Below are 26,839 nucleotides of genomic sequence, written 5' to 3' on the forward strand. Positions count from 1 at the left end.
TCTCCAGAGGTTCCCTTTCGTCATTCACGCGCCGGTCGTCGGCAACACTCATCCGCCCGGCAGTTAACTGTCGGGAATCAGCCTGTTTACCGCTTTCCTGCTACCTGAAATCCTTGGGGAGTCGTAATTATATCCTCTCCCCTGGTGGGGAGAGGGTGTAGGGGATCGTTGGTTTACGATGGCATAGCGATGGCCTGCTTCTCTTCGAGCAGTTTTTCCACCACGCCAGGATCGGCAAGCGTTGAGGTATCGCCGAGGTTACTGGTATCGCCCGCGGCAATTTTGCGCAGAATGCGGCGCATGATTTTGCCCGAACGGGTTTTCGGTAACGAATCGGTCCAGTGCAGCACGTCCGGCGTCGCCAGCGGGCCAATCTCTTTACGTACCCAGTTGCGTACCTCGGCGTACAGCTCCGGGGTCGGCTCTTCGCCATGGTTGAGGGTCACGTAGGCGTAGATGGCCTGGCCTTTGATGTTATGCGGAATGCCGACCACCGCCGCTTCGGCGATTTTCGGATGCGACACCAGCGCCGATTCAATTTCGGCGGTACCCAGACGGTGGCCGGAAACGTTCAGCACGTCATCGACGCGGCCGGTGATCCAGTAGTAGCCATCTTCGTCACGGCGCGCGCCGTCGCCGCTGAAGTACATATTTTTAAAGGTGGAGAAGTAGGTCTGTTCGAAGCGTTCGTGGTCGCCAAACAGCGTGCGCGCCTGGCCCGGCCAGGAGTCGGCGATCGCCAGGTTCCCCTCGGTCGCGCCTTCCAGCGGCGCGCCTTCGTTATCCACCAGCACCGGCTGGACGCCGAAGAAGGGACGCGTGGCGGAACCGGCCTTCAGCTCGATGGCGCCGGGCAGCGGGGTGATCATAAAGCCGCCGGTTTCGGTCTGCCACCAGGTGTCCATCACCGGGCACTTCTCGTTGCCGATCTTCTTCCAGTACCACTCCCAGGCTTCCGGGTTAATCGGTTCGCCGACGGAGCCGAGAATGCGCAGGGAAGAGCGGTCGGTGCCTTCGATGGCCTTATCGCCCTCCGCCATCAGCGCGCGGATCGCCGTAGGGGCGGTATAAAGAATGTTGACCTGATGCTTATCGACCACCTGGCACATACGCGCCGGGGTCGGCCAGTTCGGTACGCCTTCGAACATCAGCGTCGTCGCGCCGCAGGCCAGCGGGCCGTAGAGCAGGTAGCTATGGCCGGTGACCCAACCGACGTCGGCGGTGCACCAGTAGATGTCGCCCGGATGATAGTCGAACACGTATTTAAAGGTTGACGCCGCATAGACCAGGTAGCCGCCGGTGGTGTGCAGCACGCCTTTTGGCTTACCGGTCGAACCGGAGGTATAAAGGATAAACAGCGGATCTTCGGCGTTCATCTCTTCGGGCTGGTGTTCCGCGCTGGCTTTCTCGATCAGATCGCTCCACCACAGGTCGCGGCCTTCCTGCCAGTCGATTTTGCCGCCGGTACGTTTGAACACCACCACGTTTTCGATGCTCTTCACGTTCGGATTTTTTAGCGCGTCGTCGACGTTCTTCTTCAGCGGGATCGCGCGGCCGGCGCGCAGCCCTTCATCCGAGGTGATCACCAGGCGAGAGTTGGAATCGATGATACGGCCGGCGACCGCCTCCGGCGAGAAGCCGCCGAAAATGACCGAATGGATAGCGCCGATGCGCGCGCAGGCCAGCATGGCCACCGCCGCTTCCGGCACCATCGGCATATAGATAGCCACGACATCGCCCTTTTTAATGCCCAGATCGAGCAGGACGTTGGCAAAGCGGCAGACATCGCGATGGAGCTCGCGATAAGTGATGTTTTTGCTCTGGCTGGCATCGTCGCCTTCCCAGATGATGGCCGTCTGGTCGCCGCGCTCCGCCAGATGGCGATCGAGGCAGTTAGCGGCGAGGTTCAGCGTACCGTCTTCATACCACTTAATGGAAATATTGCCCGGCGCGAACGAGGTATTTTTCACGCGCGTATAGGGTTTTATCCAGTCAAGGATTTTGCCCTGCTCGCCCCAGAAGGCGTCAGGTTCGGTGACGGACTGCTGATACTGCGCCTGGTACTGTTCCGGGTTAATCAGGCAACGTTCCGCAATATTAGCGGGAATAGAGTGTTTATGTATTTGGCTCATGGCTTTTTTTCTCCTGTAGGTTGTTAAATATATGTCAAATAAACGTTAATAGCAGGGGCTTTGGCGGCTTTGTTTGCTATTTGGGGGGCAGATCACGCAATAATTAAATTGAATGAAAAGCAATCAAATGAAACTTTGATGTGAAATAATTTCTGAGGTGGATTTATAGAAAATGAATATATTAAATATTTTTTATAACAAATACTTATGCAACATAAGGTGGGGATATTAGCGGGTTTATGCATAAAACCAGAGTAAACCGCTGTTCTTAAAGACTTGCGCAGCATGCCGTGCAAATGATACTGATATTGCGCGTTAAATAACCCTATAAAGCAACGCAACACAATTCATACCCCTTTCAGTGGGTGCCATTACCTCCCGGAATGGCGCTTTTCATCGAGGAAGTCTGTAGTGAAGAAAAAAACAAAAGTCAGCCTGGCCTGGCAAATTTTGCTGGCTCTGGTGCTGGGCATACTTCTGGGCAGTTACCTGCATTACCATGCCGAAAGCCGTGACTGGTTAATCTCAAACCTGCTGACCCCGGCGGGCGATATCTTTATCCATCTGATTAAAATGATCGTCGTACCGATCGTCATCTCGACCCTGGTGGTCGGTATTGCGGGCGTGGGCGATGCGAAGCAGCTGGGCCGTATCGGCGCGAAGACCATTATCTATTTTGAAGTGATCACCACGGTGGCGATCGTGCTGGGGATTACCCTGGCTAACGTCTTCCAGCCGGGGAGCGGAATCGATATGTCGCAGCTGGCGGCGGTGGATATTTCGAAATATCAAAACACCACGGCGGAAGTGCAGAGCCACGCGCATGGCCTGATGGGCACGATCCTCTCGCTGGTCCCGACTAATATTGTGGCCTCGATGGCGAAAGGCGACATGCTGCCGATCATCTTCTTCTCGGTGCTGTTTGGTCTGGGCCTCTCCTCGCTGCCCGCCACCCACCGCGAACCGCTGGTGACGGTGTTCCGCTCTATTTCTGAAACCATGTTCAAAGTGACGCACATGGTCATGCGCTATGCGCCGGTGGGCGTGTTCGCGCTGATTTCGGTGACCGTGGCGACCTTCGGCTTCGCCTCGCTGTGGCCGCTGGCTAAGCTGGTGATTCTGGTTTATTTCGCCATTCTGTTCTTCGCGCTGGTGGTATTAGGCATCGTGGCGCGGGTGTGCGGGCTGAGCATCTGGACCCTGATCCGCATTCTGAAGGATGAGCTGATTCTGGCCTACTCTACCGCCAGCTCCGAGAGCGTGCTGCCGCGGATTATTGAGAAGATGGAAGCCTATGGCGCGCCGGCGTCAATCACCAGCTTCGTGGTGCCGACCGGCTACTCCTTTAACCTCGATGGCTCAACGCTGTATCAGAGCATTGCGGCGATCTTTATTGCCCAGCTGTACGGTATCGACCTCTCCATCTGGCAGGAAATTACCCTTGTGCTGACGCTGATGGTGACGTCGAAAGGGATTGCCGGCGTACCGGGCGTCTCCTTCGTGGTGCTGCTGGCGACGCTGGGCAGCGTGGGCATTCCGCTGGAAGGTCTGGCGTTTATCGCCGGCGTTGACCGTATCCTCGATATGGCGCGTACCGCGCTGAACGTGGTGGGCAACGCGCTGGCGGTGCTGGTTATCGCCAAATGGGAACACAAGTTTGACCGCAAAAAAGCGCTGGCGTACGAGCGTGAAGTGCTGGGAAAATTTGATAAAACGGCGCAATAAAACAGAAAGCCCGGTGACATCGCACCGGGCTTTTTCTTATCTTTTACTGATCCTGTCGAACTCTTCACAGCCGGTATCAAACCCCTCCTGACAGCTGACGTTGAGCCAGTGTAGCGCTTTCTGCTTGTTGGGTTCGATAAAGCCTTTTTCTCCCTGCTGGAAAAGCATCCCGGCCCAGTATTCAGCGTAGCCGGTGCGGGAGAGGGCAGAGCTCTCTTTAAAATACTGCGTCGCCTTTACGTCATCTTCCGGGGGATGAACGCCGCTGGCGTAGATAAGCCCCAGCAGCATCTGGGCGTCGACGGCTGAATCGCTTTCCGGATCCTGGGCGGCATGCTGTAACAGGGAGATGGCGTGCGGATAGTTCGGCGTACCGGCCTGCTGGTTCACCAGCACCCGGGCGAGGGCAATTTCTCCCGCCCTGCTGCCGGTCTGCACCGATTTTTCCGCCAGCGCTTTCGCCTGGCGGTAGTCGGCCTGCTGCGGATTGCGGATTTTGAGCTGAGCCAGCAGCGCCAGCGCATCGCCGTCGCCCTTGTCTGCCGCTTTCTGCGCCCAGTATTCAGCCTGCGGAAAATCGCCGAAGCTGACGTAAGTGTCGGCCAGGTAGTACTGCGCGCGCGGGTCGCCCGCTTCGGCCAGCGGTTTGTACTGGCTGCCGGGTTCCATGGCGCCTGCGGCGACGCTTGCCATCACCAGCAGTAAATAGAGGTATTTCATTTTTTATTATCGGTAGAGGACATAGCGAGCAGTATAAAGGCAGGTGAAGGAGAAGAAAACGACGGGAACGAGTGGGGGATACTCATGGTTTATCCGAATAATCGTGCCGTCTGTTTCCCCGGGGGCGGCGCTGACGCGCCTTGCCCGGGCTACGGATTATGTAGCCCGGACAGGTGCGAAGCACCGCCTCCGGGGAGGCGGCCTGATTAGCCCATCGCGCTTTCGCGCAGGCGGGTTTTCAGCTTATTGTACTCGTCAATCACGTACTGCTCGGCGGCCCGCTGGTCGGCAATCGGCTCAACGTTGACGGCGCAGTACTTATACTCCGGCGTTTTGGTTATCGGGCTCAGGTTCTCGGAAACCAGCTCGTTACAGGCGCCAATCCACCACTGGTAGGTCATATAGACCGCCCCTTTATTTGGACGATCGCTGACCTGCGCGCGGGTGATAATACGGCCCTTACGCGAGTTCACCCACACCAGCGCCTCATCCTCAATGCCCAGACGTTCGGCATCGGCGGTATTGATCTGCGCATAGCCCGGTTCATCCGCCAGCGCGGCCAGCGCCGCACAGTTGCCGGTCATCGAACGGCACGAGTAGTGGCCGACTTCGCGCACCGTCGACAGCACCATCGGGTATTCGTCGGTGAGTTTGTCAATCGGCGCGACCCAGTCGCAGGTGAAGAACTGCGCCAGACCGTTTGGGGTATCGAACTTCTCTTTAAACAGATAAGAGGTCCCCTGGTCGGCGTCGGACTCATCGCGGCACGGCCACATGACGTAGCCCAGCTCGCCCATTTTCTCGTAGGTGGCGCCGTAGAAATCCGGGCACAGATGACGCAACTCGTCCCAGATTTCCTGAGTGTTGTTGTAGTGCATCTTGTAGCCCATCCGGGTGGCGATTTCGCTGATGATCTGCCAGTCGGTTTTCAGGTCCCACTTCGGCTCTACCGCTTTAAAGAAGCGCTGGAAGCCGCGGTCCGCTGCGGTATAAACGCCTTCGTGCTCGCCCCACGAGGTGGAGGGCAGGATAACGTCGGCCGCTGAGGCGGTTTTGGTCATGAAAATATCCTGGACGATAACCAGTTCCAGATCGTCGAAAGCCTTACGCACGGCGGACAGCTCGGCGTCGGTCTGGAGCGGATCTTCCCCCATGATGTATGCCGCCCGCACTTCGCCATGCGCCGCGCGGTGCGGCAGCTCGCTGATGCGGTAGCCGGTGTGCGCCGGCAGGCTGTCGACGCCCCAGGCTCTGGCGAACTTCTCGCGGTTTTCCGGGAATTTAACGTACTGATAGCCCGGATAGGTATCCGGCAGCGCGCCCATGTCGCAGGCGCCCTGAACGTTGTTCTGGCCGCGCACCGGGTTGACGCCGACGCTCGGCTTGCCGAGGTTGCCGGTGAGGATCGCCAGGCTGGTCAGCGAACGTACGGTCTCCACGCCCTGGTAGAACTGGGTGACGCCCATGCCCCACAGGATGGCGGCGGATTTCGCGCTGGCGTACATGCGGGCGCAGGCGCGGATCTCCTGGGCACTCACGCCGGTAATCTCTTCCACCGACTCCGGCGTATAGCCTTCGACGATTTTGCGATACTCTTCGAAGCCTTCGGAACGGCTGGCGACGAAGGATTTATCGTAGAGATCCTCTTCGATGATCACGTGCCCGATAGCGTTGAGCAGCGCGATATTCGAGCCGTTCTTCAGCGCAATGTGCATATCGGCGATGCGCGCGGTTTCGATTTTACGCGGATCGCAGACGATGATTTTCGCCCCATTGCGTTTGGCGTTAATCACGTGATTCGCCACAATAGGGTGTGAATCTGCCGGGTTATACCCGAAGATAAACACGAGATCGGTGTTGTCGATCTCGGTGATGGCATTACTCATAGCGCCGTTACCGACCGATTGGTGCAGACCTGCAACCGATGGGCCGTGTCAGACGCGAGCGCAGCAGTCGACGTTATTGGTACCAATAACGGCGCGCGCGAATTTTTGCATCACATAGTTGGTTTCGTTACCCGTCCCGCGGGACGAACCGGTAGTCTGAATCGCGTCCGGGCCATACTTCTCTTTAATGGCGCTGAGGCGAGTGGCGACGTAATCGAGCGCCTCATCCCAGGAGACGGATTCCAGTTTGCCGCCGCGCTGGCGACGGATCATCGGGGTTTTCAGGCGCGGGGTAAGGATCTGGGTATCGTTAATGAAGTCCCAGCCATAATAGCCTTTCAGACACAGGGTTCCCTGGTTGGTTTTCCCCTGTGCCGCCTCCGCCCGAACGATTTTGCCGTTATCGACCACCAGGTTGATTTTGCAACCTGATGCGCAATACGGGCAAACCGTGACGACTTTTTTCATCGGTCTTGCTCCAGTTAATCAATTGGCGCATACGCGCTATCGCGCCGTCACTATGCATCTTCTATGCCATGTTTTCACTGTGGGTATTGACTGATGATACGTCGTTTTTTTGGGCGAAATGCTGACGAAAAACAGGCTATCGTCAGTTTTGACGTGTCGACGCGGCGCCTGTGACGCGGTCGGGTAGCCCGGCCAGGCGCGCAGCACCGCCGCCGGGGATGTGGGAAGAGGCAGGTCCAGGCTATTGGCGTTACCTCGGCTAGCTTAAAAACCGGCTTCTCGCCAGCGCCGCCGCGCCCTGAGCGCCGTTAAACGCGGAAGAGGAGGCGGCGATAAAGCGTACGGCCTGATACGGCAGCGGACGGCGGACGTAGGTTTTGACCCTGGCGATGACGGCGTCACGCGGGAAGGCGGGCATATCCATCACGCCGCCGCCGAGGATCACCGCATCGGGGTCGAACAGGTTGATGCTGGTGGCGATGGCGCGGGCGGCGTGGTTTAGCAGCTGCTGCACAAACGGCTCCCGCGCGGCGTGAACGAACAGCTCGCCCAGTTCATAGGCGCGCGGCTGCTGTTCATACCAGCGCTTTAGCGCAATCCCGGAGCAGACGGTTTCCAGACAGGCGGGGTTGCCGCAGGCGCAGGTGAGGGCGTCATCGCCCTGCGGAATATGCCCCAGCTCGCCCGCCACGCCGTGGGCGCCGGTCCACGGCCCGCCGTTCAGCCAGACCGCGAAGCCCATACCGGTGCCAAGATAGGCCGCCAGCACCTCCTGCTCCTGCAGGCCGTTCTGCTGCACATCAAAAGAGAGCTGCAGATTCACATCGCGGGAAAACTCCACCGGGCAGCCCAGCGCCGCTTCCAGCCGCTCGGCCAGGTTATACAGGTCGTCGGCGGCCAGCGGCAGATTGGGCGTTGAGATAATCGTCCGTTTGTCTTTTGCCACCAGCGCCGGAAACCCCATCACCAGCCCGCTGCAGTGGGCGTCGTGCTGGGTCAGCTGCTGCAGCAGCAGGTTTTTAATACCGTTGACCAGGCCGTCGGCGCTAATCACGTCGGCGGTGCGCCGCTTTTCGCAGTGCAGCGCTTCGCCCTGCGCCGTTTGCAGGCAAAGCCGGATATGGGTCGCGCCCATATCCACCCCCGCGACGACGTTACGCTGTTTTTGCATGAGGCAGTACCTCGCGTTTTGCCGTCAGGATCTGCTCTGCCATGATCTGCCACGCGTCTTCTATCTTATCGGCGTGATTGAAGAGGCCTGATGTGCCGACGATAAAGACGTCCGCGCCCGCCGCCATCAGTTTTTGATAGGTGGCTTTATTGCAGGAGCCGTCGATTTCGATCTCGTAGCTCAGCCCCTCTCGCTCGCGCCAGGCTTTCAGTTCGGCGATTTTTTCCAGCATCTCCGGGATAAACGGCTGCCCGGCGAAGCCCGGATCGACGGTCATCACCGTGATTTTGTCGGCTTTATGGATGTAGTACTTCATGGTCTCAACCGGGGTTTCCGGGTTAAGGATCAGTCCGACCTTCATGCCGTGGCGACGGATCTCTTCGATCAGGCGGAAGGCCTGGCCGTTAATCGTTTCCGGATGCAGGGTGATAAAATCCGCCCCCGCCTGCGCCAGCTGGCTAATGTAGTCCTGCGGGCGGGTGACCATCAGATGGCAGTCCAGCGGTTTGCTGGCCAGCTTTTTGACCTGGCTGACGAAAAAAGGCGACAGGGTCAGGTTTGGTACAAAATGACCGTCCATAATGTCGATGTGAAAATAGTCTGCGTGCTGGTCGATAAACTCGATCTGTTCTTTGAATTTCAGCAGATCCATACACATTAAAGAGGGAGCAATTTTCATGATAAATTCCTTACTTACTGATAAGACGGTCGAGGGCGACAGCCGCGATGATTAATCCGCCCATTACCACCAGCTGGTAGTAGGTTTGTACTTGCAGGATGTTCAGTCCGTTGTTGATAGTGCCGATAATCAGGCCGCCGATGACCACCGAGAAGATGCGTCCTTTACCGCCGAAGAAGCTGGTGCCGCCAATGATGGCGCTGGCGATGGCGTAGGTTTCAAAGCCCATGCCGGCCAGCGGTTCCGCCGCCCCGAGGCGGGCGGTGGAGACCACGCCCGCCAGCCCGGCGCAAACGCCGGAAATGATGAAAACCAGCAGCATATGGAACTTGACGTCGATGCCGGAGTAGAAAGCGGAGTGCTTGTTACCGCCCAGCGCGTAGATGTTGCGGCCCACGCGCATACGGGTGGTCAGGAACCACAGGATCACCGCCACAATCAGCGAGAAGATCACCGGAACCGGAATGCCCAGCGGCGTGGCGGCGAAAAAGTTAACGAAATCAAACGAAAATCCGTACACCGAATTGGCATCAGAGATCACCAGCGTAATACCGCGGAAGATGGCGTTGGTGCCGAGGGTAATAATGAACGGATGCAGGCCGGTCCAGTTGACCAGGCAGCCGTTGATGGCCCCCAGCGCGCCGCCGACCAGCACGCCGCCAATCAGCGCCGCGAGGAACGGGTCGACGCCCGCCAGCATCAGCTTCGCGGTGACCATCCCGGAGAGCGCGAGGATCGCCCCGACCGACAGGTCGATCCCGGCGACGAGGATCGCGAAGAACTCGCCCATGCCGATCAGGACGGTGACCGAGCTCTGGACGAAGATCTGCGTAATATTGTTGGTCGTCAGGAAGTACTCTGACGACAGGGTGCCGAAGATGGCGACGATGATGGCGAGAATAAAAAAGGTGCCGTATTTATCCCAGAACAGCGCGAAGTTAAACGGTTTTTTCTCGCCCATCTCGCCTTTCACTCTTGTGGTAGTGCCCATGCCATAATCTCCTCTTCGCTCATGTCGTCGCGATTGGTCAGGATTTGCGTCAGTCGCCCTTCGCAGAACACGGCAATGCGGTCGCAGACGGCGATAATTTCAGGTAGTTCGGACGACACCATCAGGATGACTTTTCCGTCATCGGCCAGCTGGCGCATCACTTTATAAATTTCGGCTTTTGCGCCCACGTCGATACCGCGCGTCGGCTCGTCAAAAATGATCACTTCGGGGTTGCAGCATAGCCATTTGGAAATCAGCACCTTCTGCTGGTTGCCGCCGGAGAGCTCGGTGATGTTTTGATCGACCGAATGGCACTTCAGCGCCAGCAGCTTGCGCTGCTCCTCCGCCGTTCTGCGTTCGTCGCCTTCGCGGAACAGCCCCATGGCCCCTTTGTAGCCGCCGCGCTTCAGGCTCTGGCTGACCGCCATATTCTGGGCGATGGAAAAATTGGGGAAAAAGCCGTTTTCCCGGCGGCTTTCGGTGATATACCCCATGCCTTTCTTTAAGGCGTCGAGCGGCGAGCGGGGCGAGATCGCGTTGCCGTTGAGGTATATTTCACCGCTGCTACGCTTATCGACTCCAAACAGGCAGTCCATCAGCTCGGTGCGCCCGGAGCCGACCAGCCCGGCAAAACCGAGAATTTCGCCGCGATTCACGCTAAATGAGATATCGCGTACCTTTTTCTTGTCATGGCTGGTGACGTTTTTCACTTCGAACACCGTCTCGCGGGCGATGTTGCCGGTGCTCTCTTTCATGGCGTTGAAGCGGTTTTGCAGCTCGCGGCCGACCATCAGGCGTACGATGTCGTCGTTATTCACTTCGCTGACCTTCCCGCTGCAGACGCTGCTGCCGTCTTTCATCACCGTGTAGCGGTCGCAGATGCGGCGTATTTCCGCCAGCTTGTGCGAGATATAAACAATGGCGGCGCCCTCTTTACGCAGCTGGTTCATGATCAGGAACAGATAGTCCACCTCTTTATTGGTCAGCGAGGAGGTCGGTTCATCCATGATCAGCACTTTAGCGTCGAGCATCAGCGTCTTGGCGATCTCCAGCATCTGCTTGTGGCTGATGGAGAGATTCGCCACCTTTTCGTCTAAATCGATCTTCAGCCCGACGCGCAGCAGCATCATCGCCGCCCGTACGCGCATTTCCTTCCAGTCGATAACGTTGACGCCGCAGACTTTTTTCGTCAGATGGCGGCCAATATATAAATTCTCCAGCACCGTTAATTCATCAATGACGCTGAGCTCCTGGTAAATAATACCAATGCCGAGCTGGGCCGCTAATTTATGGTCAAGCTTGTGGTAGTTAACGTTATTAATCGTAATGGTGCCTTTGGTCGGTTCATGTATTCCCGACAATACTTTCATCAGCGTTGATTTACCGGCACCGTTTTCCCCTAGTAACGCATGTATTTCATGGGGGTAAATAGTTAAATCAACCGATTTTAATGCGTGAACCGGGCCAAAGGATTTGCCGATCCCCGCCATTGAAATATATGGCGTGAGCATAGAAAATTTCCTTTATTACCGCTGCGTGATTTCCCCTCTCCCAAAGAAAGAGGGGATGCACAGACCTATTTCGTCACCAGAATGGAATCCACCAGCGTAAACTGCGGGGCTTTATCCAGCGGGATGACTTTGCCGCTCTTCTCGGCGTCGACCATCAGCTTAAGACCCGTAGCGCCAATATCCGCTGGGTTCTGCGCGATAGTGGCGGTCATTTGCCCGGCTTCGACCATTTTGCGCGCTTCCGGAATACCGTCGGTACCCACCACCAGCACCTTGCCGGTTTTGCCGGCGTTCGCGACGGCCTGGGCGACGCCCATTGCCATGGTGTCGTTGGCGCAGTAAATCGCTTTAACGTTCGGGTTACGCTGCAGCACGTTCGTGGCGACGTCCAGCGCTTTGATGCGGTCCCAGTCGGCAGGCTGGCTGGCCACCAGCTTGATCTGGCTCGCTTTTTTGAATGCGTCGGTGGCGCCGCTGCGGCGAGCTTCGCCGGAGGCGTTACCGGCTTTGCCTTCGATAATAGCGACTTCGCCGCCTTCCGCGCCCAGTTTGTCGATGATAAATTCCGCGCCTTTTGCCCCCACCGCCACGTTATCGGTGGTGACGAAAGCCTCGACGTTGCCGCCGGCTTTCTTCAGGTTATCCATATCGATTTTTTCATCGAGGTTGACCAGAAAGATGCCCTTTTTCCACGCTTTGGCTACCGGCATGACCAGGTTTACCGAGGAGAGCGGCGCAAAGGCGATACCTTTGTAGTTTTTGTTGCTCAGGTCTTCAAACAGCTGCAGCTGCGACTGAAAATCCCCTTCGGAAGGCGAGGCAAAAATATCGACGCTTACGCCCAGCGTTTTGGCTTCGTCCTCAATACCCTTTTTCATATCCACCCAAAATGGATTGGATAAGGTTTTTAATACCACAGCATAATCGGCGGCGGCAAAGGCGCTGGTGGATAACATTACGCCCATGAGCGTGCCGCTGAAAAGTTTCAGATATTTATTCATGGCAGTATTCTCAGTGTAGGATACAGTTATATTGATCCCACCAGTGTGGGATCGGTTTTTTATTTAAGCGCGCCGGGTGAAAAGAAATTAACAATCGCGCCAGTTTTTTGCATATTTAAATTCGCTTGCTCAATGTTGAGCTGTGCAACGGAAACAAAAAACGCATCTAATAATGTGAGTTGTAATATACGCGCTGAGGCGTTACGCCCTAATAAAGGCGTCTCTGGTGCTGGCGAACAAATAATAAAATCAGCTAACTTGGCAATCGGCGAATGATAGCTATGGGTGATACAGATAATTTTCGCCCCGTTCTTTTTCGCCAGCTCCACCGCTGATTTGATATCGCTGGTGCGCCCGGAGTGCGAGACCACCAGCACGACATCGCCTTCCTTCAGCAGCGAGGCGGACATCATCATGATATGCGCGTCCGGGTAGGCCTGGCAGCGCACGCCGATGCGTAAAAACTTATGCTGCACGTCGGCGCAGATGGCGTTGGAGCCGCCCGCGCCGTACAGGTCGCGCTGGTTGGCCTGGGCAAAAAAGCGCGCCGCGCGGTGAATTTCGTCAACGTTCACGATCGACTGGCCTTCCATAATGGTGCGCAGGGTGATGTTGAATACCTTATTCACCACATCCTGCGGCGCATCATCAAAGGAGAGTTCGGTCGGTAACACCTGTTCAGACTGCGAAAAGTAGGCCTCCAGCGCGCTGCGCAGGTTACGAAAACCGCTAAACCCCAGCAGCTTAGAAACCTTAACGATCATGGCTTCTGATACCGACAGCGCTTCCGCGACGTCCTTGATTGCCGGCGCATCGCTGAGATTGCCGGGGGTAAGCAACCATTCGACGATACGGCTCTCGTTTTCGGTCATCCCTTCCTGCTTCATGCGAAGCCAGGGGGCAAGGCCGATGCCGTTAGGGAGCGAACTGGATTCTGTCTGACTCATCGCTTTCTCATTGTCCATAAAATGAAGACGACACTATATCACCACAGGCGAAACAAAAAAGATACCACCAACTTCACAAAATTATATTTTTTATAAAGTTATGTTTATCGTGAAGTTTTGTTAATGTTGATTTTATCTTAATTTCTTAAAAATTCATTATAAATCAGTGTATTATTGTTTTATTTCACTTCTTTTTTTGCAAGGTGAAAATCAGGTTAAATATCGCTTTCGTCTTGATTTGTAAAATTTTTCCGTGTAGAAAGGAGCCTGATGATGCTGTTTTCAGCGTTTCCTGGGGCATTTTTAGGCGTTTAAATCACAACGCCAGTCATCCTTGTAAAGTTAACAACAGGCGAGGCTAAGTATGAAAAGGATTGCATTTGGCTGCGATCACGTCGGGATAATCCTGAAAGACGATATTCTTGCGCATCTGCGCCAGCGCGGCATTGACGTCGTAGATAAAGGCGCATGGTCCACGGAACGTACCGACTATCCGCGCTATGCCAGCGCCGTCGCTCAGGCCGTTGCCGCCGGCGAGGTCGACGGCGGGATCCTGATCTGCGGCACCGGCGTCGGCATCTCTATCGCCGCCAATAAGCACCCGGGTATTCGTGCGGTGGTGTGCAGCGAGCCCTACTCGGCGCAGCTTTCACGACAGCATAACGACACCAATATTCTGGCCTTTGGCGCGCGGGTGATAGGCCTTGAACTGGCGAAAATGATCGTCGATGCCTGGCTGGCTGCCGAATTTGAGGGCGGGCGACATCAGGGGCGAGTGGACGCCATCGGCGCGATTGAACAGCAGCGGATTTGAGATTCCTCCGCTACTCCCGGCGATAGCCCTTGATTAACGTAGAGCCAGCCCCCCGATGAGACTGGCTTTATGAAACGTTACTCTACCGCTTTGCTTATCTGCACCTTGTCCCTCGCCGGCCAGCTGGCGCACGCCGATATGATTGACGACGCGATCGGCAATATTCAGCAGGCCATTAATGATGCTTATCATCCGGGCGATAGCCGGTCTGACGATGATGACTATGATGATGGGCGCTATCAGGACAGCCGCCAGCAGAGCGCCGATCGCCAGCGGCAGTATGACGATCGGCGGCGGCAGCTTGAGGATCGCCGACGCGAACTTGACGAGCGCCAGCGCCAGCTTGATCGGGACCGCCGTCAGCTGGAAAGCGACCAGCGCAGGCTGGATGATGATTATTGATACGGCACGACCCGCGGCTTTCGCCGCGCCCGCTTAATCCAGCGCTATCTCCATGCCGTCAAATCCCGCTTCAAATCCCGCCGGTAGAGCATTCTCCATCATCCACGCATCGAAGCGGTGGCTGATATGGGTGAGGATCACCCGCGGGCAGCCGATGACCTGGTTAATGGCCCGCACGGTGTTCAGGTCGCAGTGGTTGCGCGGCGGCTGCGGGCGCGGCTCGTGGCTACAGTCGATAATGATAAGCTGCGGCTGGTTATTCAGCAGGAACTTCAGCGTTTTCTCCGGCAGCGCGGCGGTATCGGATAGCCAGGCGACCCGGCTGTGTGCCGACTCCAGCAGATAGCCAAACGTGAGCCTTGAGTGGTTCAGCGGCAGCGGCGTAACGCGCAATCCCTGAAGTTCAAATCTTACAAAGGGTTCGACGGTATGGCTGAAATCCAGCAGGCCCGGATGCTTAAACAGATCATCGCAGCCCTGTTCATCCGGGGGGCCGTATACCGCAATAGGTTCGCCCACGCCCCAGCGCAGCGGGAACAGGCCTTGAACGTGATCCATATGATAATGGGTGAGCAGAAACTGCTGAAAGCTGCCGGCGGGCCACTGCGTCATCAGATCCGGTAGCCCGGCATCGAGCAGGGTCACCGCGTTGTTGAATTTGACAACCGCGCTACAGGGACGGCGACGATGCGCTTCGTCGACGCGGGCGCGGCGGCAGGCGGGGCAGTCGCAGCCGAAAACCGGTACCAGCTGCGCGCCGCCGGTGCCGGTTAAGCGGATAGTCAGGCTCATCTCTTCTCCTCGCGTTCAGGCAGTCTGCTGTTCGCGCCGGTTGCCGTGAATACGAATCAGCGAAACCAGGGCATCCACCGACTGGCTAAGTCGGCCATCGTTATTCAGCGTCAGACACTCGTTCGGCGTATAGCGCGCCGCGCGCGCCAGGCGCTGGGCGATTTCCGTCTCGTTCTCCCGTCCGCGCTGCTCCAGGCGCTGTCGCAGCACCGCCGGAGAAACCTGCAGACAGATGGGCAGCAGCGCGTCGGCATAGCGCGCCTGCGCCTGCGGCAGATGGGCGCGTGAACCGTTAGCGACCACGTCGAACCCGGCGTGCAGCCACAGGTCAATCTCGATGCCAATGCCATAGTAATTGTTGTTAGCATACCAGCTAAGAGCAAACAGATGCTGTTCGGCGCGGGTAAAAAACTCATGTTCGCTGAGGGCGATATGGTTTTCACAGCCCGCGTTGTGCGGACGGGTAATGTAGCGGTGCGCCACCAGCAGCTGCGGATGCTCCCGCTGGCGCAGCGCCGCCAGCAGACTGTCTTTGCCGGAGCCGGAGGGGCCGACCAGCCAAATCAGTTTCCCTGTCATCAGAAGACCCTCTTGCCTTGCCGCCAGACGTGATCAATATGGATATGCTCGCCGTGACGGCGCGCCAGCACCAGGTCCGCCCGCTTATCTTCGGCAATCGCCCCGCGGTCGTGCAGCCCCAGCGCCTGGGCCGGGTTTTTGCTCACCAGACGAATGGCCTGCGCGAGGGTAAAGGCGTTGCCCTCGTCGTCGGCGATGCGAAAAGCGGCATCCAGCAGGCTGGCGGGATAATAGTCGGAGGAGAGAATGTCCAGCAGGCCGCTGGCCGCCAGATGGTGGGCGGCGACGTTCCCCGAGTGCGAGCCGCCGCGTACGATATTCGGCGCGCCCATCAGAACGTTCATCCCGTGCTGGCGCGACGCCTGTGCTGCGGCGATCGTGGTAGGAAATTCGGCGATGACGCTGCCAAGCTGGCGCGATTCGAGCACATGTTCGCAGGTGGCGTCATCGTGGCTGGCCAGCGCGATATTCCGTTCGCGACAGATGGCGGCGATGCGCTGCCGGTTAGGCTGAGACCAGGCCGCCGCCAGCGCCATCTGCTCCTCTTCGAATTTGTCCATCTCTTCGTTGGTCAGGTGATATTTGCCCTGATAGTAGTCGCGGTATTTGCTGCGGTCGGCATACTGGCGCTGGCCAGGGGAGTGATCCATCAGGGAGACCATGCTCACCGGCTCGCGGCCAACCAGCTTCTCAAACAGCGGCAGGGTGGTATGATGCGGCAGTTCGCAGCGCAGATGCAGCCGATGTTCAGCGCGGTTGAGGCCGCGCTTCTGCGTCTCTTCCACGGCGTTGATCATTTTTTCGAGATTTTCCAGGCGATCGCCGCCGTCGCGCACATCGCCAATAGCCACGGCATCCAGAACGGTGGTGATGCCGCTGGCGACCATCAGCGCGTCGTGGCTGCTCATCGCCGAGTGGGCGGGCCAGTCCACTTTCGGTCGCGGGGTGAAAAACTTGTCCAGGTTGTCGGTATGCAGCTCGATAAGCCCCGGCAGCAGCCAGCCGCCCTCTCCATCAATGGTCTCCGCCAGTCGGCTCTGGCTTTCGGCAAAGGCCGAAATTCTGCCGTCCTGCACTTCCAGCGAGCCGTTAATCACCTCGTCTTCGAGGACCAGCTTTACGTTATTGATAATCATGCTGAAATTCCCATCGGGTGCAGACGGTCGGCGACCTGGTTGCGCGTGGCCTCGTCGTGAAAAATACCGACGATCGCCGCGCCGCGGGCTTTGGCTTCATGGATCAGTTCCACCACCGCGGCGCTATTTTTGCCGTCCAGCGAGGCGGTGGGTTCGTCGAGAAGCAAAATCGGGTAGTCGACCGCGAAGCCGCGGGCGATGTTAACCCGCTGCTGTTCGCCGCCGGAAAAGGTCGAGGGGGCGAGGTGCCACAGGCGTTCGGGTACGTTCAGCCGCGTTAGCAGGCGGGCGGCTTTCGCGGCGCTCTCTTCGCGCGGGATGCCCAGTTCGAGCAGCGGCTGCATCACCACGTCGAGGGCGGAAATGCGCGGGATCACCCGCAGAAACTGGCTGACCCAGCCAATGGTGGTTTTGCGCACTTCCAGCACTTTACGCGGCGTGGCGGTGACCAGGTCCACCCATTCATCGCCGTGGCGAATATGAATGTGGCCGCTATCGGGGAGATAGTTGGCGTACAGCGAACGCAGCAGGGTCGATTTTCCGCTGCCGGAATGGCCGTGCAGCACCACGCATTCACCGGCATTCACGGTCAGCGAGGCGTCGGCGAGTACCGGCAGACGGACGCCGTGCTGCTGGTGCAGAACAAAGGTTTTATGGATGTTTTCAACGCGGATGGCGTTCATTTTTAGCCTCATCGTGCCTGAATTTCCCCGGATCGCGGCGTGAACGCCTTATCCGGGCTACCTGATGCATTAACTCACGAAGCGCGACCGGGGAGTCCCGGAGGCGGCGCGTTGCGCCTGTCCGGGCTACCGGCTTGCAGACGGCCCGGGATCCGTAGCCCCGGTAAGCGCAGCGCCACCGGGGAGTGGACATTCACTCAGTTCTGCAACACCGACGACACCAGCAGCTGGGTATAGGGGTGATGGGGATCGTCGAGCACCCGGTCGGTTAAGCCGCTTTCGACTACCTGGCCCTGCTTCATCACCAGCAGACGGTTAGCCAGCAGGCGGGCGACGCCGAGGTCGTGGGTCACAATCACCACCGCCAGGTTCAGCTCGACGACCAGGCCGCGCAGCAGATCGAGCAGGCGCGCCTGCACCGATACGTCCAGCCCGCCGGTGGGCTCATCCATAAACACCAGCCTCGGCTGCGTCACCAGATTGCGGGCGATTTGCAGGCGCTGCTGCATCCCGCCGGAAAAGGTGGTGGGCAGGTCGTCAATGCGCGAAGGCGGGATCTCCACCTCCTGCAGCCACTGTCCGGCGGTGGCGCGAATATTGCCGTAGTGACGGGACCCGGTGGCCATCAGGCGTTCACCGATATTGCCGCCGGCCGAGACCTGGCGGCGCAGGCCGTCCATCGGATGCTGATGCACCACGCCCCATTCGGTGCGCAGCAGGCGGCGGCGATCCGCTTCGCTCATGGCATATAGCGAGCGCTGTTGATACAGCACTTCTCCCTGCTGAGGGGCCAGGCGGGCGGAGATCGCTTTCAGCAGCGTGGTTTTTCCGGAGCCGGATTCGCCGACGATACCCAGCACCTCCCCCGGCCACAGCTCAAACGAGACGTCGCTGAAGCCTTTGCCCGGCGCGTAGAGGTGGGTCAGGTTGTTCACCGTCAGTAACGGATGACTCATTTTTTCTGCTCCTCGCTCTGTTGGCGGCAATAATCGGTATCGGAGCAGACAAACATCCGTTTGCCGCTGTCATCGAGCACCACTTCATCAAGATAGCTATGGCGAGATCCGCAGATGGCGCAGGGTTCAACCCACTCCTGAACGGTAAACGGATGATCGTCGAAATCGAGGTTCTCAACCGGGGTATACGGCGGTACCGCGTAGATGCGTTTTTCGCGTCCGGCGCCGAACAGCTGTAGCGCAGGCATCATATGCATCTTCGGATTATCGAATTTTGGAATCGGCGACGGATCCATCACGTAGCGGCCGTTGACCTTCACCGGGTAGGCGTAGGTGGTGGCGATATGGCCGAAGCGGGCAATATCTTCGTACAGCTTCACCTGCATCACGCCGTACTCCTCCAGCGCGTGCATGGTGCGGGTTTCGGTTTCGCGCGGCTCGATAAAGCGCAGCGGCTCCGGGATCGGCACCTGGAAGATCAGGATCTGATCGTCAGTCAGCGGCGTTTCCGGGATCCGGTGGCGGGTCTGGATCAGCGTGGCGTCTTCGGTGCGCTCGGTGGTCGCGACGCCGGTCACGCGTTTGAAAAACTGACGAATCGATACCGCGTTGGTGGTGTCGTCGGCGCCCTGATCGATCACCTTCAGGACGTCATTTTCCCCGATGATGCTGGCGGTAAGCTGGATACCGCCGGTTCCCCAGCCGTAGGGCATCGGCATCTCGCGACCGCCGAAGGGCACCTGGTAGCCGGGGATGGCCACCGCTTTCAGGATGGCGCGGCGGATCATGCGTTTGGTTTGCTCGTCGAGATAAGCAAAGTTATAGCCGGTCAGTGCGTTAGCCACGTTGATTCTCCCGTTGCAGGCGTTTAAGCAGCGCCAGTTCGGCCTGGAAATCGACATAGTGGGGAAGTTTAAGGTGTGAAACGAAACCGGCGGCCTCGACGTTATCGGCATGGGCCAGCACAAACTCTTCATCCTGGGCAGGGCCCGCCACCTCTTCGCCGTACTCCGGCGCCTGGAGCGCGCGGTCAACCAGCGCCATCGCCATCGCTTTGCGCTCGCTCATGCCGAACGTCAGGCCGTAGCCGCGGGTAAAGTGCGGCGGTTCATCCTGAGGGTCGACAAAGCCGTTGACCATCTCGCATTCGGTCATCAGCAGTTCGCCGATAGTGACGGTGAAGCCCAGCTCTTCGGGTGCGATCTCCACCGCGACGTAGCCGCTGCGAATTTCACCGGCAAACGGATGGTTGCGTCCGTAGCCGCGTTGGGTGGAGTAGGCCAGCGCCAGCAGGTAGCCCTCGTCGCCGCGCACCAGCTGCTGCAGGCGCGAAGAGCGCGAACAGGGATAAACCGGCGGATGGCGGGTGATATCGTCGGGCTGCGCGTCGGTATCCCGCTCCGCCTTCGCCAGCCCCTGCTGGACGAGCAGATTAAAGACGTGCGGCGTCGCTTCCTGCGGTGCGCTATCGGTCGCCAGCGGCGGCGTTTCGCCGTTGGCCAGCAGGGTAAAATCGAGCAGACGGTGGGTGTAATCGTAGGTCGGGCCGAGCATCTGGCCGCCGGGGATATCTTTATAGACCGCCGAGATACGGCGCTCAAGGCGCATACCGGCGGTGTCGACAGGCTCGCTGACCGCCAGCCTTTGCAGGGTGGTGCGATAAGCGCGCAGCAGAAAAATCGCTTCGACGCTGTCGCCGCTGGCCTGCTTCAGCGCCAGCGCCGCCAGCTCCCGGTCGGCGATGCCGCCTTCGGTCATGACCCGGTCCACCGCCAGATTAAGCTGTTGGCTAATCTGATCAACGCTGATTTCAGGAAGCCGTCCCTCGCCTCGGCGTTTCTGTTCCTGTAGGGCGTGAGCGGCGACGATCGCCTTCTCGCCGCCTTTGACGGCTACGTACATTAGCAGACCTCGACATGGGTGGTGCGCGGAATCGCCAGCAGGCGTTCGCCGCAGGTGAGGATCAGATCGATTCCCAGCGGGAACGGATGCGGACGCTCGGTCAATTCTTCAATAATGCATTCCGGCAGCTGCGGGGCGATCATTCGCTCTTCGGCGATCCCCGCGCCGGTCAGCCGCAGCATCCGGCCGCCGCTCAGGCTGGCAAGCTGAACCACCAGCGTGACGCCGGTTTCCGGGGCGACGACGGTACCGGCGGAAAGCACGTTCAGCTGCTCGGCGCTGATGCTGTCGCTGGCGACGGCGAAGGTCGCCTGCTGCGGCTGCTCAACCAGCGGCGCGCCGGTATGAAAGCGCAGATTCTGGCCGACAAGATCGTTATGCAGCGCGGGAGCGAGCCAGACCGGCGTGTCGTGATCCACCAGCGTCAGCAGCAGGCTGGTGGAGGCGACGTTCAGCGGCTGCCAGCCGTGCTGAAGCTGCTGCAGGGAGACAATCACTCCCGGCTCGCTCATCGCCTTCAGCAGGCGGCGGAAACTGTGCTGGGCATCCTGCACAGCCAGGGTAAAGGCGGGTTGTAATGTCATGCGTTATCTCCGCGAACCAGAGTAAAGAAGTCGACCCGGCTGGCGTTGACTTCGGCGCGTCGGGCTTCAATGCGCGCGCTGCGTTGTTCTTCCAGCGGGGTTATCAGGGTTTCCATCAGGGTGTGAAAATGGTGTGGTGACTGCATCAGGGCATCAATGGCCGCGCAGCGTTCAGCGTGCGTGCGGTCGCGGCCCAGAATCCAGCTATAGCCGAGGGTGCCGTCGGCCAGGCGAATGGCGGCGCGGGTTAAGGTGGCGTCTCCGGCGAAGAATCGGTCGCCGATGCCGCCCATACGCGCCTGCAGCTGCACCAGCCCGGTCTCCGGGGCGCGAATCAGCTCATACTGCGGCGCGAGCTGCAGCGTCTGCATCCGCGCCGCCAGTTCTTGTGGTTCACTGTGGGCCAGCACGGACATCCAGCGCTGGCGGGTTGCGGTATCAAAGTGCATTCAGTGCTCCATGGTGAATTCAATCATGTCGGCGCGGGTCAGGCTGACGGAGTACTCCGTCGCGCTCTGCTCGCCCTGGCGATGATTCAGGGTGCGCACGCACAGCAGCGGCGCCATGTTGGGAATGCCGAGAATATTGCTCTCTTTGGCCTGCGCGCGGCGGGCGCTGATTTTGGTGCGCACGCGGGTCAGTTCGATATCAAGCCGATCGCGCAGCAGGTCATGGAGAGAGCCGTGGGTAAAGGTTTGTAGAACCGGCCACAGCTGCAGGTCGGTAAAGTAGTGGTCGATCAGACACAGGGCGACGCCGTTCACGCGGCGCAGGGTGCGCAGGTGAATGACGTTATCGCCTTCACTGATAGCAAACGCCTCGGCAACGTGGCTGCTGGCCGGACGCACCACCGACAGCAGCTTCTCGCTGGTCGGGTGGCTGCCCTGTTCGAGAAGATTCTGGCTAAAGCGGGCCTGGGCGTTGAGCGGATAATCTATCGGGCGCATCAGCACCAGCACGCCGACGCCCTGACGGCGCTGGACCCAGCCGCGTTCGACGAGCTGATCGATGGCCCGGCGCAGGGTGTGGCGGTTAACCTCAAAGCGGGACGCCAGCTGCTGCTCGGCGGGCAGATAGTCGCCGCAGCGGTAATGATGGCGAAGCTCTTGCTCCAGTTTGGCGGCAATTTCCTGATATCGCGTTGGATAACTGGTCGGATGTCTGGATAAGTACATGTCAATCGAGCCTCACTAAGGACAAGGAAGTATTTCCCTCTGAGCGTGGGCCGATCCTGACGGTTTTTTGTTACATTTCGGTTAACTCATGATGACCGGGGGATGAAGAGTTGATGCCGGTGGAATGACAGGGTAAGGGGGAGTGAATGCACAGATGCCCTCACTCCGCCCTCTCTCCCTTTCGGGGGGAGCACAGGGTGAGGGGAAAAGGCCAGCGTTAAGGCTCTTTCACCACGTTGACCATCCACGGGACGCCAAAGCGGTCGATAACTTTACCGAAGCCGTGCGCCCAGAAGGTTTCCTGCCAGGCCATCTCAATCTGCCCGCCGTCGGCGAGGCCGTCAAACCAGCGTTTACCCTCAATAACATCCTGCGAGTCCAGCACGACGGTAAATCCGGCGTAGCGCTCCATGTTGCTGGAGGGGCTGTCGCTGAGCATCAGGATACTATCGGCAATGCGCAGGCTGGCGTGCGCGATACCGTCGGCAGCCAGATGCTGGCCGGAAGGGCAGCCATCTTCGGCGTCCTGCGTATTCTGCGGCATTTCACCCCAGGTGATTTTGTGGATGAGCTCCGCGCCCAGCGCCTGCTGGTAGAAAGCGATGGCGGCAGCGCAGTTGCCGCTAAAAGCGATATAGGGACTTAAGGGCATAACCATTACCTCAGGTAACGAATATTCCATTAAGCGTAGAAGGGGATTGCAGAATTAAGCCAGGCGGCAGCGAGGGATTCCGGGAGGCCACGGGAAAATATATTTCCCCCCGACAACGGGCGTCGGGGGAATAAAATCAGTTCTTTTTAACAAATTCGGATTTTAGCTTCATCGGGCCAAAACCATCTATTTTACAGTCAATATTATGATCGCCTTCAACCAGGCGGATATTCTTCACTTTAGTGCCGATTTTTAGCATCGAAGAGCTGCCTTTAACCTTCAGATCTTTTACCACGGTGACGCTGTCGCCGTCGGCGAGTAAATTACCGTTGGCGTCTTTGACCACCAGCGCGTCGTTATCGTCCGCAGGCTCGGCATTGTTCCATTCGTGGGCGCATTCCGGGCAGATAAACATGCCGCCGTCTTCATAAGTGTATTCAGAATGGCATTTTGGGCAGTGTGGCAGTTGCATGACGTTCCTCGCGATTACTGGGTAAAACAGGACGTTGGTCCTTTAAATGGCGGCTGATAGCCGAAAGTAATGCTGATTATAGCGCAATCCCGCACTTTTGTCGGGCCTTTTTTATGACTTATCGCAGCGGAGAAAGAGGATATATATCGTGAGGCCTGGCGGGCTTATTTTCATAAAAAGCGCAGGATATTTCCGGAAATGTATCGCTAAGTTCCAATATTCATTGAACTTATTGCTTTTGGATGACTCTGTTTAAGGGTAGGTAAATTTTTGTGAAGTTGATCCCAAATTTAAACGCTGTTAGGGTAAAAAGGCGAGAACGCAAATTCACTACACTTATTAGCGGTACCGCTTATTTCATTATGGCCAGAGCAGGCGTCAACAGGTTCGGTTGTACGGACTGTCAGCAGACAGTGCAGGCAAACCTGCTACGCTTGAAATGTGGAGCACAGCAATTCGCCGCTCCCAACGCATGACGCGAATGACCTTGTCATTCGGCGGAGATTCGTGCGCTCAAGGCGAGAGCAAAAGAGGATAATTATGCTTAAAAGGAAAAAAGTAAAACCCATCACGCTTCGGGATGTGACCATCATTGATGATAGCAAACTGAAGAAAGCGATTACCGCAGCGTCGCTGGGTAACGCGATGGAATGGTTCGATTTTGGGGTATATGGTTTTGTTGCATATGCGCTTGGTAAGGTCTTTTTCCCCGATGCCAACCCCAGCGTGCAGATGATTGCCGCGCTCGGTACTTTCTCGGTTCCCTTCTTAATTCGTCCATTAGGCGGCCTGTTCTTCGGGATGCTGGGCGATAAATACGGTCGACAAAAGATTCTGGCGATAACCATCGTTATCATGTCGATAAGTACATTCTGTATCGGCCTTATTCCGTCGTATGCCACGATTGGTATCTGGGCGCCGATCCTGCTGCTGCTGTGTAAAATGGCGCAGGGCTTCTCGGTGGGCGGCGAATATACCGGTGCCTCTATCTTTGTTGCAGAGTACTCGCCTGACCGTAAACGCGGCTTTATGGGCAGCTGGCTGGACTTCGGTTCGATAGCCGGTTTTGTCATGGGCGCGGGCGTAGTCGTGCTGATTTCCAGCGTGGTGGGTGAAGAGAACTTCCTCGACTGGGGCTGGCGTATTCCGTTCTTCCTGGCGCTGCCGTTAGGGATTATCGGTCTTTATCTGCGTCATGCGCTGGAAGAGACGCCGGCGTTCCAGCAGCACGTTGATAAAATGGAGCAGGGCGACCGCGAGGGCCTGCAGGATGGGCCGAAAGTCTCTTTCAAAGAGATTGCGACCAAACACTGGCGTAGCCTGCTAACCTGTATCGGTCTGGTGATTTCCACCAACGTGACCTACTACATGTTGCTGACCTACATGCCGAGCTACCTGTCGCATAACCTGCACTATTCTGAAGACCACGGGGTGCTGATCATCATCGCCATCATGGTCGGGATGCTGTTCGTTCAGCCGGTTATCGGTATGCTCAGCGACCGTTTTGGCCGTCGTCCGTTCATCCTGATTGGTAGCGTGGCGCTGTTCGGGCTGTCGATTCCGGCCTTTATCATGATTAACAGTAACGTCCTTGGCCTGATTTTCGCCGGTCTGCTGTTGCTGGCGGTGGTGCTGAACTGCTTTATCGGGGTGATGGCCTCGTCGCTGCCGGCGATGTTCCCGACCCACATCCGCTTTAGCGCCCTGGCCAGCGCCTTTAACATCTCGGTGCTGATTGCCGGTCTGACGCCGACTCTGGCGGCGTGGCTGGTGGAAAGCACGCAGAACCTGATGATGCCGGCTTACTATCTGATGGTGGTGGCGTTGATTGGTCTGATTACCGGCCTGTCGATGAAAGAGACCGCCAATCGTCCGCTGAAAGGGGCGACGCCAGCGGCTTCGGATATTCAGGAAGCGAAAGAAATTCTCGGCGAGCACTACGATAACATCGAACATAAAATCGAAGATATCGATCAGGAAATCGCCGACCTGCAGGAAAAACGTTCTCGTCTGGTGCAGCAGCATCCGCGCATCAACGACTAAATCGTTTTGCCAGTAATTCATGCCGCCGCGGGCTTCCCCGGCGGCATTTTTTATGTCCTGAGCGGCTACGGGCTTGAGGTCATTCGCGGACCGCCCAGGCCCGGTAAGGACCGGGCGGTGCCACAGGAAGAGAGCGGGCTACGGCTTAGCTATGGGTCAGAAAGCGCGCCAGCCGCTGCTGCAGAATTTGATTTTCGCGGCTCAGGCGCGCGTTCTCGTCCAGCAGCGTTAAGGCCACAGCAATGCCCGGCCAGTCCAGCTCCAGCTCTTTGCGCAGGCGTACGGCGCGGTGAACGATGGTCACCGCGCTATCGTCAAACAGCCAGTTTTCCCGCTGCGGCTGGCGCGGCTCGATCATGCCGAGGCCAACAATCTCGTTAAGCTCCTCTTCGGAAAGGCCGGTGTGGAGACAAAACTCGGTAATCGTGAACGTCACTGTTATCTTAGCCATCAGGCTTTCCCCCATGTCTTACGCGGCTCGAAGCTGGATTGTGCATCCGCCAGCTGCTGCCAGAGCTCACGGCTCTTCTCATCTGGTTTTGGCGGCATGACGATTTTGATCACCGCATACAGGTCGCCGGTGGTGGTTTTGCTGGTCAGCCCTTTGCCCTTCACCCGCAGCCGCTGACCGGCCTGGCTGCCCGGCGGAATGGTCAGCAGGATGCTCTCTTTCAGCGTCGGGATAGTGACCCTGGTGCCTACCGCTGCTTCCCACGGCGCCAGCGGCAGGACGATTTCAAGGTTGTGTCCGACGATATCAAACAGCGGATGCGGGGCGATATGAATCACCAGCCACAGGTCGCCGTTAGGGCCGCCATTTTCGCCAGGGGTGCCCTGGCCTTTCAGGCGGATCCGCTGGCCGTCGACGACGCCCGCGGGAATTTTCACGTTCAGGGTTTTCGGCGTTTCGCTTTCGACCATGCCAAAGACGTTATAAACCGGCAGCTTATAGCTGATGGTGCGCGTCTGCTCGGCCAGGGTCTCCTCAAGGAATACCGCGACTTCTATCTCTAAGTCATGACCGCGGACGCCGTGCTGGCGGCGGCTATGGTGCGCCTGCTGGCCAAACATGGAGGAGAAGATGTCGTCGAAGTCCTGCTGGCTATAGCTCTGCTCGTGGGAATGCTGCTGCTGACGGCCAAACTGCGGATCGTTACGGTGCTGCCAGAGCTGGTCGTATTCGGCGCGGCGCTGGTCATCTTTAAGCACTTCCCAGGCTTCGGCGAGATCTTTGAATTTGGCTTCGGCATCGTTTTCTTTGCTGACATCGGGGTGGTATTTACGTGCCAGACGGCGATAGGCGGTCTTAATGGTTTTCAGATCGTCCGTTGGCTGAACCCCTAAAATGGCATAATAATCCTTTAATTCCATGGTTTTATCTCATTTATGCGCAATATTATGGTTACAGATCCCTGGAT

General features: G+C 57.8%; 27 protein-coding genes. 4 read left to right on the forward strand and 23 right to left on the reverse strand.

All coding sequences use genetic code 11. The annotated features are described in order from the left end of the window. Nucleotides 1–173: 173 nt before the first annotated feature. Nucleotides 174–2,132: an acetate--CoA ligase gene (gene acs / locus ACESQ2_RS21240; protein ID WP_047724829.1), complete on the reverse strand. Its 1,959-nt coding sequence runs from the start codon at nucleotides 2,130–2,132 to the stop codon at nucleotides 174–176. A gap of 411 nt (nucleotides 2,133–2,543) precedes the next feature. Here acs and gltP point away from each other — a divergent pair, with 411 nt between their 5' ends. Beyond that, on the forward strand, nucleotides 2,544–3,857 hold the full coding sequence (gene gltP / locus ACESQ2_RS21245; protein WP_004109428.1) for a glutamate/aspartate:proton symporter GltP: 1,314 nt from the start codon (nucleotides 2,544–2,546) through the stop codon (nucleotides 3,855–3,857). Nucleotides 3,858–3,893: 36 nt separating this feature from the next. On the opposite strand, the gene ACESQ2_RS21250 is transcribed toward gltP, so the two are convergent. From ACESQ2_RS21250 to alsR, 8 genes are all read right to left on the reverse strand, one after another. Then, nucleotides 3,894–4,577: a tetratricopeptide repeat protein gene (locus ACESQ2_RS21250; RefSeq protein ID WP_046876829.1), complete on the reverse strand. Its 684-nt coding sequence runs from the start codon at nucleotides 4,575–4,577 to the stop codon at nucleotides 3,894–3,896. 206 nt (nucleotides 4,578–4,783) lie between these two features. Then, nucleotides 4,784–6,931, reverse strand: coding sequence for a formate dehydrogenase subunit alpha (gene fdhF, locus ACESQ2_RS21255; protein ID WP_077598952.1), 2,148 nt, complete (start codon nucleotides 6,929–6,931; stop codon nucleotides 4,784–4,786). Between the two features lie 259 nt (nucleotides 6,932–7,190). Then, entirely contained in the window at nucleotides 7,191–8,102 is a 912-nt protein-coding gene (gene alsK, locus ACESQ2_RS21260; RefSeq protein ID WP_345911693.1) for an allose kinase, read from the reverse strand. Then, entirely contained in the window at nucleotides 8,086–8,781 is a 696-nt protein-coding gene (gene alsE, locus ACESQ2_RS21265; protein WP_032695089.1) for a D-allulose 6-phosphate 3-epimerase, read from the reverse strand. The genes alsK and alsE overlap by 17 nt, the downstream gene beginning before the upstream one ends. A gap of 10 nt (nucleotides 8,782–8,791) precedes the next feature. Continuing rightward, nucleotides 8,792–9,772, reverse strand: coding sequence for a D-allose ABC transporter permease (gene alsC, locus ACESQ2_RS21270; protein ID WP_014837152.1), 981 nt, complete (start codon nucleotides 9,770–9,772; stop codon nucleotides 8,792–8,794). Beyond that, nucleotides 9,751–11,283: a D-allose ABC transporter ATP-binding protein AlsA gene (gene alsA / locus ACESQ2_RS21275; RefSeq protein ID WP_224260623.1), complete on the reverse strand. Its 1,533-nt coding sequence runs from the start codon at nucleotides 11,281–11,283 to the stop codon at nucleotides 9,751–9,753. Before alsA ends, alsC begins: the two co-directional genes overlap by 22 nt. 65 nt (nucleotides 11,284–11,348) lie before the next feature. Further along, nucleotides 11,349–12,284: a D-allose transporter substrate-binding protein gene (gene alsB, locus ACESQ2_RS21280; RefSeq protein WP_014837154.1), complete on the reverse strand. Its 936-nt coding sequence runs from the start codon at nucleotides 12,282–12,284 to the stop codon at nucleotides 11,349–11,351. A gap of 59 nt (nucleotides 12,285–12,343) precedes the next feature. Further along, entirely contained in the window at nucleotides 12,344–13,231 is an 888-nt protein-coding gene (alsR, locus tag ACESQ2_RS21285) for a D-allose utilization transcriptional regulator AlsR (RefSeq protein ID WP_004097852.1), read from the reverse strand. Between the two features lie 364 nt (nucleotides 13,232–13,595). Between alsR and rpiB the strand changes: the two genes are divergently transcribed. Further along, nucleotides 13,596–14,045, forward strand: coding sequence for a bifunctional allose-6-phosphate isomerase/ribose-5-phosphate isomerase RpiB (gene rpiB, locus ACESQ2_RS21290; protein ID WP_004097854.1), 450 nt, complete (start codon nucleotides 13,596–13,598; stop codon nucleotides 14,043–14,045). Nucleotides 14,046–14,114: 69 nt separating this feature from the next. Then, entirely contained in the window at nucleotides 14,115–14,447 is a 333-nt protein-coding gene (gene yjdP, locus ACESQ2_RS21295) for a DDRRRQL repeat protein YjdP (protein ID WP_014837157.1), read from the forward strand. A 33-nt stretch (nucleotides 14,448–14,480) separates the two neighbouring features. On the opposite strand, the gene phnP is transcribed toward yjdP, so the two are convergent. The 12 genes from phnP to ACESQ2_RS21355 all read right to left on the reverse strand — a co-directional run bounded on the left by phnP (nucleotide 14,481) and on the right by ACESQ2_RS21355 (nucleotide 23,378). Next, the gene (gene phnP / locus ACESQ2_RS21300; RefSeq protein WP_014227578.1) at nucleotides 14,481–15,239 is read right to left on the reverse strand and encodes a phosphonate metabolism protein PhnP; all 759 of its coding nucleotides are present in this window, start codon (nucleotides 15,237–15,239) and stop codon (nucleotides 14,481–14,483) included. A gap of 15 nt (nucleotides 15,240–15,254) precedes the next feature. Next, complete coding sequence (gene phnN, locus ACESQ2_RS21305) at nucleotides 15,255–15,818, reverse strand: ribose 1,5-bisphosphokinase (protein ID WP_014227579.1); 564 nt, start codon at nucleotides 15,816–15,818, stop codon at nucleotides 15,255–15,257. Then, nucleotides 15,818–16,954: an alpha-D-ribose 1-methylphosphonate 5-triphosphate diphosphatase gene (gene phnM, locus ACESQ2_RS21310; protein WP_046876833.1), complete on the reverse strand. Its 1,137-nt coding sequence runs from the start codon at nucleotides 16,952–16,954 to the stop codon at nucleotides 15,818–15,820. Before phnM ends, phnN begins: the two co-directional genes overlap by 1 nt. Next, nucleotides 16,951–17,637, reverse strand: coding sequence for a phosphonate C-P lyase system protein PhnL (gene phnL / locus ACESQ2_RS21315; protein WP_004097859.1), 687 nt, complete (start codon nucleotides 17,635–17,637; stop codon nucleotides 16,951–16,953). The genes phnM and phnL overlap by 4 nt, the downstream gene beginning before the upstream one ends. Before the next feature lie 197 nt (nucleotides 17,638–17,834). After that, nucleotides 17,835–18,593 carry a phosphonate C-P lyase system protein PhnK gene (phnK, locus tag ACESQ2_RS21320; RefSeq protein WP_049069779.1) on the reverse strand — a complete coding sequence of 253 codons (759 nt, stop codon included), beginning with the start codon at nucleotides 18,591–18,593 and terminating at the stop codon, nucleotides 17,835–17,837. Beyond that, entirely contained in the window at nucleotides 18,590–19,438 is an 849-nt protein-coding gene (locus ACESQ2_RS21325) for an alpha-D-ribose 1-methylphosphonate 5-phosphate C-P-lyase PhnJ (RefSeq protein WP_373171222.1), read from the reverse strand. Before ACESQ2_RS21325 ends, phnK begins: the two co-directional genes overlap by 4 nt. Then, the gene (locus ACESQ2_RS21330) at nucleotides 19,431–20,495 is read right to left on the reverse strand and encodes a carbon-phosphorus lyase complex subunit PhnI (protein WP_014227583.1); all 1,065 of its coding nucleotides are present in this window, start codon (nucleotides 20,493–20,495) and stop codon (nucleotides 19,431–19,433) included. The genes ACESQ2_RS21325 and ACESQ2_RS21330 overlap by 8 nt, the downstream gene beginning before the upstream one ends. Beyond that, nucleotides 20,495–21,079, reverse strand: coding sequence for a phosphonate C-P lyase system protein PhnH (gene phnH / locus ACESQ2_RS21335; RefSeq protein ID WP_004097865.1), 585 nt, complete (start codon nucleotides 21,077–21,079; stop codon nucleotides 20,495–20,497). Before phnH ends, ACESQ2_RS21330 begins: the two co-directional genes overlap by 1 nt. Then, nucleotides 21,076–21,528 carry a phosphonate C-P lyase system protein PhnG gene (gene phnG, locus ACESQ2_RS21340; RefSeq protein ID WP_373171225.1) on the reverse strand — a complete coding sequence of 151 codons (453 nt, stop codon included), beginning with the start codon at nucleotides 21,526–21,528 and terminating at the stop codon, nucleotides 21,076–21,078. The genes phnH and phnG overlap by 4 nt, the downstream gene beginning before the upstream one ends. Next, entirely contained in the window at nucleotides 21,529–22,254 is a 726-nt protein-coding gene (gene phnF, locus ACESQ2_RS21345; RefSeq protein WP_032695092.1) for a phosphonate metabolism transcriptional regulator PhnF, read from the reverse strand. A gap of 217 nt (nucleotides 22,255–22,471) precedes the next feature. Further along, nucleotides 22,472–22,906: a VOC family metalloprotein YjdN gene (gene yjdN, locus ACESQ2_RS21350; protein WP_004097869.1), complete on the reverse strand. Its 435-nt coding sequence runs from the start codon at nucleotides 22,904–22,906 to the stop codon at nucleotides 22,472–22,474. Between the two features lie 136 nt (nucleotides 22,907–23,042). Continuing rightward, entirely contained in the window at nucleotides 23,043–23,378 is a 336-nt protein-coding gene (locus ACESQ2_RS21355) for a zinc ribbon domain-containing protein YjdM (RefSeq protein ID WP_004097870.1), read from the reverse strand. Between the two features lie 540 nt (nucleotides 23,379–23,918). Between ACESQ2_RS21355 and proP the strand changes: the two genes are divergently transcribed. Then, a complete protein-coding gene (proP, locus tag ACESQ2_RS21360) occupies nucleotides 23,919–25,421 on the forward strand; it encodes a glycine betaine/L-proline transporter ProP (RefSeq protein WP_025107668.1) in 1,503 nt (500 codons plus the stop codon). Between the two features lie 145 nt (nucleotides 25,422–25,566). Here the strand turns inward: proP and cbpM are convergent, their stop codons facing one another. Together cbpM and cbpA are read right to left on the reverse strand one after the other, a co-directional pair. Then, the gene (gene cbpM, locus ACESQ2_RS21365; protein WP_004097873.1) at nucleotides 25,567–25,872 is read right to left on the reverse strand and encodes a chaperone modulator CbpM; all 306 of its coding nucleotides are present in this window, start codon (nucleotides 25,870–25,872) and stop codon (nucleotides 25,567–25,569) included. Further along, nucleotides 25,872–26,792, reverse strand: coding sequence for a curved DNA-binding protein (gene cbpA / locus ACESQ2_RS21370; protein WP_373171230.1), 921 nt, complete (start codon nucleotides 26,790–26,792; stop codon nucleotides 25,872–25,874). Before cbpA ends, cbpM begins: the two co-directional genes overlap by 1 nt. Between the last annotated feature and the right edge of the window lie 47 nt (nucleotides 26,793–26,839).

The organism is Klebsiella sp. Q11 (assembly GCF_964241505.1).
Lineage (GTDB): Bacteria > Pseudomonadota > Gammaproteobacteria > Enterobacterales > Enterobacteriaceae > Klebsiella > Klebsiella michiganensis.